Raw genomic sequence first — 6721 nt, 5'->3', positions numbered from 1 at the left:
GATGGTAGCTAATCATCTCCCTGCGGAGAGACACAAGGAGCGACTTCAGTCGCGACAGGCCGTGCTCAGGCCTGAGCCGCCGGGCGCCCCACCCGGCTCAGACACTGGGTCATCAGGTGGTCGATCACCTTGTGCGGATGGCCCATCAAAAAGCCCCGGGCCGGGGCGATCCAGTTCAAGGGCGCCTCCAGCAGTTCGCCCAGCGCATCCACATAGGCGTCGTTGTCCGCCGCCGGCAGATAGCCCCGCGCCAGGGAGCGCTCCAGCACCGCGGTGCCGGCGAACAACATACCCTCGTCGCCCCACAGCAGCGCCTGATGGTCCGGCGCCTGCCCCGGCATGGGCAGCACCGTCAGTTCGAAACCGGCAAACCGGAACGGCCGGCCCGGCGCCGGCCGCTGGTCGGCGTCCGCCTGCAGCCCCACCAGGGTGGCGCCGGTGGCCGCGCGCAGGGCCGCCAGAGCGGCGCGCTGATCGCCGGGCCGGGTGGTCAGCACCGTGGCCCGGCGCCCGGCGCAGGCCGCCACCAAGCGCTCCAGATGGGCGCCCTGCCCCGGCCCCGGGTCCACCAGCAGCACCTGGTCGTCCCGGCGCAGCAGATAGCTGTTGAAGCCGGGCCCGTCGCCCTCGGACTCGGCGGTGAGCCGCCACAGATGCTCGCCCAGGCGCACCCACTCCCCCGGCTCGAGGGCGGCGCGGGCCTGACCGCGCCCTTCGGGGTCCAGCCGCACCAGCTCGTCGTAGGCCGGCCGGCCCGGTTCCACGTACACCGTCTCGCCGCGCTTCAGCGCCGGCCACGGGCGGGTGGGAAACGTCCCGGGCCGCTGCTCGCGGGCGTAGGCGAGCACCGCGTCCACGGACTGGAACTCGGCCAGCTTGCGCAGCACCGCGATGGTCGGCGTGGCGAACTCCCGGCGACCGTCGCGACGATCACGCAGCGCCTCGGCGGGCGTCAGCCAGCAATGGTCGATGGTCTCCTGACCGTCATGGTCGGGCACCTGCCCGGGCGGCGCCTCGGCGGCGAAAAAACGGGTGTCGAAACGGCGCGGCGGCCCCGGCGGCGTCACCCAATGATCCAGATAGGCGACGCGGTCCAGGGCCAGGGTCAGCCCGTGCTCCCCGCACACCGACGACAGCGCCACCTCGCCCGCCGCCACCGCATGGCGCGCCGCCAGCGCCGGGTGGTCCGCGCCCAGCCAGGCCCCGCCGCCGTCCCGGGCCAGCAGCAGCCCGGCCTCCTCGAAACTCTCGCGCAGCGCCGCCACCAGATAGCCCAGGCCCCCCTCCTCCACGCCCAGCAGCGCATTGGCGGAGGCCGCGTCGTGGCCGTGCACCGCCCGGCGCCCGGCCAGCCGCTGGTCGTCCGCGTCCACCGCGCCACCGGGAAACACATAGAACCCGGGCATGAACACGGCTTTGTGGGTGCGCTGGAGCATCAGAACCTGCATCCCCGCGTCCGTATCGCGGAGCAGGGCCAGGGTGGAAGCGGGACGTGGTTGCATAGGGCTTTTCTTATTCTCGGAATCGGATTTCATCAATGACCATACCCCGAATCCGCGGACGACAGGAAGCCTTGCCTGTTTTCTAACGGCGCGATTTACCTCCCTAGCAATTCGAGTTTCACACACCCTGGGCTCTTGCGCTCATTCACGCGGGTACTCCTCGGAACCAAGCCAGCGATTCAATCTCTTCCGGGCCTCTTCGTGACTTACAGTCCGGCCTTCCAGCGCCGCGCGTTCGCCACGCCGCAGGCCCTCCAACAGAGCCAGGCGACGACGCTCCAGGTCCTTCTCACGCTTGTTCATGGCATTCCTCTCCGCGGTTATCAGCAGGGTGTCACTGCCGATACGAAGCCACAACGGTATCCACAAGCGGTTTCAACAACTCGGATTGGCTAAGAAGCCTAACGGCAGGTGTCGCCCCGGGCGGGGCGGACGCGATCGCCGGGGCGGATGCCGTGGCGCCGGAAGTAGCCGGCGTTGACCTCCAGGGCCTGATGGTAGCCCTGGCCGGGGCGATATACGCGGCACAACACGGCCACGCGGCTCTCGCAGGGGGTCATGGTCTGGATGTCGAGGATGCGGCCGTCGGCGTCCAGGAAGGCGATGTCCAGCGGAATGCGCGTGCGGTACATGTAGAACCCCTGCTCCGCCGGCGCCGGCGGATCGAAGCGAAACAACATGCCCGCGTCCGCCGCCAGACGGTCGCGCTCCATCAAACCGCGAGCACGCTGCTCGGGGGTGGAGGCCACTTCCACCCTGACCGGTCTTTGCGGGTCACCCACGCACAACAACGTCTCCGGCAAGGGCGCATTACCGGCCGCGAAGGGGGTAAATAAAACGACCGCTAATATGCCCGTTCTGATCATTCCAAGGGGGAACATTGACGCTCTTCACCTCTCCAAACCCCAAGGAATGCGGGTTTCCGTGGTAAAACCAGGCTTTCCCTGTCCCATGAGTCAAGACGATTTACCAAAACCTACCGCTTATCGGGATTTTGATACCGTTCGTCGGGTCAAGTCTTATCGCACAAGATGTATAAGCCATTGAATTTATTGGTATTAGTGTACCATTCACGGGATTTTTTTCCTCTCCCTCAAAGCCGCTTTTCCAGAAATGACATTCTCCCCTCCGCCTTTTTGAATTAGGGTTTACAGACCGTGCAAAAACGCGCGGGCGCCATACCAAGGAAGAAAAATCTGGCGCGGTAACACCGAATAAGGACATCCAGAGACATAACAACAATGCGTTCCCGGTAAACGAGGCTTGTTAAGCCCTGCGGCGCCGGCACAAGGAAAGGCCCGCCGCACCTGCTTTTCGCCCCGTGACGAAGACCGGACAGGAGGTCAAATGACTCCGAAGTACAGACTCTCATATCCGACCCACCCTGCCTCACCGGGCAGTCAGCGTCGGACGATTATCGCGCACCAACCGTAGTCCCGGCCGTGAAGGGGACCCGAGCCCCAAACGGCCCGATCCGGGGATCAGTACCGGCCAAAGAGCGGAGTCCGAATTGCCGCCCGCCACAGGCCCGCCTCCGGATCGCGAATAACAACCACAGGACAAACTGGAAGGAGACGATCATGACCGGCACGGACCGCTTAGTGCTCAAGGACTATCCGCACCACATCATGCGCAAGACCCGGAAAGGCGAACCGGTGTTCAACAATGAGTCCGACTATCGCCACTGCCTGAACCAGATCCAGATCCTCAAAAAGCGCTACAACGTGCAGCTGCACGCCTGGGCCCTGCTCCCGGACCGGCTGCACCTGGTGGCCACCGCCAGCCAGCATCCGGACGACCTCTCGACCTTCATGAAGGCCGTATCCTGCCGGATCTCCCTGCGCCGGCGGTCGCTCTACCAGCAGCGCTCGGTCTGGGAAGCCCGCTACCGGGCCAGCCCGGTGGAGCCCGGCCAATGGCTGCTCGCCAGCATGTGCTACGTGGAGCGCCTGCCCGCCCTGGAAGGCCTGGCCGCCTCCGCCTACCACTACCCGCACAGCAGCTATCGCATGCGCCTGGGCAAGCACACGCCCTACTGGCTCGACGATGCCGATGAGTATGCCCGCCTGGGCGACTGCGTGGAGGAACGGGCCGCGGCATTCAAAACCTACATGCGCGACGGCCTGGATGAAAACGAGATGGAGCTGATCCGCACCGCGCTGTTCCGGAACCGCCTGACCGGCTCCCACCGCTTCGTCGAGGAAGTCCGCGAGAAGTTCAACATCCTGGTTCTCAACCGCGGCCCCGGCCGCCCCCGCAAACGTCGCGACGGCGACAAACGCTAAACCCTCCCCCTCCGCGTCGGGGCTAGTCCCCGGCGCGGCTTTCTCGCGCAGCGGCCTGGCCGCGCCCCCGCTCTGCGCTGCATTTGGCGGCCGAGGTCATCGAGTACCGGTCGCCCTTTTTGATTCCGTGGCGCTTAAGAAAGCCCGCGTTCACTTCCAGCGCCGACGAAAAGGCCACACCCGGGTTATAAATCGCGCACCGCCGGGGATCCTGGCTGACACAGGGCACCATGGTCTTCATCGCCACCACCTTCCTATCGTCATCGAAGAAAGCGATATCCAGAGGGATGCGGGTTTTGAACATATAAAAACCCACATGCATTTCCCGGTCGAACAGAAACAGCATCCCAGCGTCGGCCGCCAGGTCGGTGCGCTCCATCAACCCCCGGTTACGCTGCTTATCAGTCTCGGCCACTTCCACCGTCACCGGATCCGACATATCGCCCAGACAGACAGCAGCCCTCTCAAAAGTGACGCCGCCTCCCGCGCCATAAGCCACCGGCGCAGCCAGGGCCCACACCATCACAGCCCCCTGCAGCCATCTTTTACCTTTATCCACGTTTCCCTCCTTTCTTCAGCGTGCCGCAGGCAACAAAAATTACATGCATCGCCACATCCGGATTTTATCTGTAACTTTTTTATTGTTAAGCAGATCACAGCTCAAGATATAATTCCATAATCCTGACAAGCCTTCATAGTCGAACGAAGCCGCCAAGCGCCAGGGAACCCCATATCACTACAGAAGTGACAAGAGAAAACCCTGATTACCAAAGGATTAATAAAACTATCGCGATGGATCTCATCCAAGGGAATAAATCCGAGGAACCAAAAGCGGCGAACTGTTACCCAAGGTTACATCGCCCGGGAACAGGAAACATAAAATTCAGAATATCGTTCTAATAAATGAAACATTTGTACACAGCAGGAATAAAAGTCGACTTATAGGCGCACTGAAAACAAGAGAATCGCCGCCCTATTCAAAACATAAAGAATTATCGAGCAAAAAACTAAGCGCGACGTATCCGCATAAGTCATTGTTTTATCTTCATCTTTACGTTTCTTCAATACCGAATCAGTCGCGAAAACGCAGTTTTCAAATTTTTCTATTCTCTGGCGCAGAGCGTTCCTCTAATGTCGAAGGTGTCGGTTCGGGGGGAAAGAACAACAACTCACGGACCGATGTCACGGCGAGCACGGAAGAAGTAAAGAATCGCCGTGAATCAATCCTTACAAACGGAAGAATTGAGGAGACTCTCATGTCTAAGTCAATGAAGAAAGCTCTGATGGCGGTTGTCGCCGGTGCCGCTCTGACTGGTGCGGTAAGCGCTCAAGCTCAAGTGGGCGAGATCTACGAAGCCGGCAATAGCGGCAACCCGCTGACTACTGCTGATGGTACCTTCTCCGGGACCACTACCCTGGCTTACGGCGGTGGCCCGAACATCACCTGTACCCTGACTCTGGACGGTACCGTGGAAGTAGATAGCGGCGGCGCCACCGGCCGCATCACCGTCACCGATGGCGATATCAGCGGCGGCTTCCTTTGCGGCCTGGTGTCTATCAGTGGCTTCCCCTGGGTTTCTAACGATGTAGCAGCCAGCGATCTCGCTCCGATCTCCAGCGTAGCTCAAGACGTTGACATCGTGTTTGAAGACCAGATCGACGTTAACCTTTGCGGTAACGACCTGGACTTCACCGCCGTATTCAACAACAACGGCACCACCGTGAACAGTGCACCGTCCACCTTTGAGGTGAGCAATACCCTGGGTTCATGTAGCCTGGTTGGTACGCTGACCGTACAAGGCGACGACATCGACGCGGTTCAAAACTAAGCCAGCGTCGCTTGGCCAGAAAGAAGAAGAGGAGGGTTCCCCCTCCTCTTTTTTTTGGAGATGAACATGAAAGCCATACTTACTTTAACAGCATCACTTTTCACTCTATTCTCAATACAGGCAAATGCTTTTAGCATTTACGACTCATCTAGCCCCACAAACCCTGTTACATCTGCTTCCGTCAACCTAACTGGAATGGTGAACCTGTCGCTACCACCATCTATAAATTGCACCTTTGATATCGATGCTGTCGTGACACAAGACAGCAGTGGCACGGAAGGCAACATAACCATAACAGATGCATCGTTGGCTACGCCGGGCAGTTTTTTATGCAATATCGTTGTAATCAACTCCCTGCCATGGGTATCTAAGCCCATATATGATGCTGACTTACCTGTTTTAGGGGGAACAGCAATGCCAGTCACTGTTGAATTTAATAATGTTCCTATCAACGGCTGCGGCACAGCCACAACATTCACCCCTGTTTTTGACAACAATTCCAGCTCTCCGAATGGAGCCCCATCAAGCCTGGACGTAACCAGTGTCTTTGGTGCCTGTACAATGGTTGGGCTACTTACTACTCAAGGGGCGGACGTAGATATCTTTAGATAAATCTCTGCCTATATGGGTGTAGCCGAGAAAAAAAGGGGGGGGAGGGGCGGATTGAGGGACATCTGGGCTGGACCAAAGCAGGTAGGCGAAAATCGTTATCTATCCGAATTCCCAGCAAGTTTGCATGTACTCTATCGCACCGCTTATCCAAGCACCTAGATCTTATACGTTTGGCATATTGAACAAGCAGCATACATGCCAATTTCATCCTCGCTACCAAGCCTACTAGGGTGTTTTGTCAATAGGCGACGTAAGCAGGCAGATCAAAACAAGTTGCCCTGTCCTTACGGAGGATAGGCAATCGTCATCTGGGTTCCATCAGCTTTTTCGATAAGGATACTTGCGGATCCTGACGCTTTAAAAGCCTCGACTGCCATCAGATCATCTGCCTCTGTCCCTAGAGGAAAGCCACTGGCCGACAGTATCTTGTCTCCTTCTTTTGGGTAAGCGGATTAAATGGTTGATCTTACCTTTGCATGAGAGTGAGACAGAC

General features: G+C 59.3%; 7 protein-coding genes. 3 read left to right on the top strand and 4 right to left on the bottom strand.

Features of this window, described 5'->3' with window-relative positions:
• Positions 1-65: 65 nt before the first annotated feature.
• From IM760_RS18625 to IM760_RS18615, 3 genes are all read right to left on the bottom strand, one after another.
• Positions 66-1502 (bottom strand): hypothetical protein, encoded by a 1437-nt coding sequence (locus IM760_RS18625; protein WP_204431728.1) that lies wholly within the window; start codon positions 1500-1502, stop codon positions 66-68.
• Positions 1503-1643: 141 nt separating this feature from the next.
• A complete protein-coding gene (locus IM760_RS18620) occupies positions 1644-1805 on the bottom strand; it encodes a hypothetical protein (protein ID WP_204431727.1) in 162 nt (53 codons plus the stop codon).
• Between the two features lie 98 nt (positions 1806-1903).
• Positions 1904-2284: a DUF192 domain-containing protein gene (locus IM760_RS18615; RefSeq protein ID WP_338021417.1), complete on the bottom strand. Its 381-nt coding sequence runs from the start codon at positions 2282-2284 to the stop codon at positions 1904-1906.
• Between the two features lie 798 nt (positions 2285-3082).
• Here IM760_RS18615 and IM760_RS18610 point away from each other — a divergent pair.
• Complete coding sequence (locus IM760_RS18610) at positions 3083-3787, top strand: transposase (RefSeq protein WP_204431725.1); 705 nt, start codon at positions 3083-3085, stop codon at positions 3785-3787.
• 22 nt (positions 3788-3809) lie between these two features.
• Here IM760_RS18610 and IM760_RS18605 read toward each other — a convergent pair whose 3' ends face one another.
• Entirely contained in the window at positions 3810-4346 is a 537-nt protein-coding gene (locus tag IM760_RS18605; RefSeq protein WP_204431724.1) for a DUF192 domain-containing protein, read from the bottom strand.
• A 697-nt stretch (positions 4347-5043) separates the two neighbouring features.
• Between IM760_RS18605 and IM760_RS18600 the strand changes: the two genes are divergently transcribed.
• Both IM760_RS18600 and IM760_RS18595 read left to right on the top strand, forming a co-directional pair.
• Positions 5044-5616: a hypothetical protein gene (locus IM760_RS18600; protein WP_204431723.1), complete on the top strand. Its 573-nt coding sequence runs from the start codon at positions 5044-5046 to the stop codon at positions 5614-5616.
• Positions 5617-5682: 66 nt separating this feature from the next.
• Positions 5683-6228, top strand: a complete 546-nt coding sequence (locus tag IM760_RS18595; protein ID WP_204431722.1) for a hypothetical protein — start codon at positions 5683-5685, stop codon at positions 6226-6228.
• The last annotated feature ends 493 nt before the right edge of the window (positions 6229-6721 follow it).

Origin of the sequence: Alloalcanivorax marinus (assembly GCF_016906305.1) — a bacterium.
Classification (GTDB): domain Bacteria; phylum Pseudomonadota; class Gammaproteobacteria; order Pseudomonadales; family Alcanivoracaceae; genus Alloalcanivorax; species Alloalcanivorax marinus.
Note: the sequence above shows the minus strand (reverse complement) of the source record. Positions and strands in the feature narration are given on the sequence as shown.

Excerpts from the sequence above, each read along its gene's own strand:
- IM760_RS18625 (WP_204431728.1), bottom strand. The coding sequence starts at position 1,502 with ATGCAACCACGTCCCGCTTCCACCCTGGCCCTGCTCCGCGATACGGAC.
- IM760_RS18620 (WP_204431727.1), bottom strand. The coding sequence starts at position 1,805 with ATGAACAAGCGTGAGAAGGACCTGGAGCGTCGTCGCCTGGCTCTGTTG.
- IM760_RS18610 (WP_204431725.1), top strand. The coding sequence starts at position 3,083 with ATGACCGGCACGGACCGCTTAGTGCTCAAGGACTATCCGCACCACATC.
- IM760_RS18600 (WP_204431723.1), top strand. The coding sequence starts at position 5,044 with ATGTCTAAGTCAATGAAGAAAGCTCTGATGGCGGTTGTCGCCGGTGCC.
- IM760_RS18595 (WP_204431722.1), top strand. The coding sequence starts at position 5,683 with ATGAAAGCCATACTTACTTTAACAGCATCACTTTTCACTCTATTCTCA.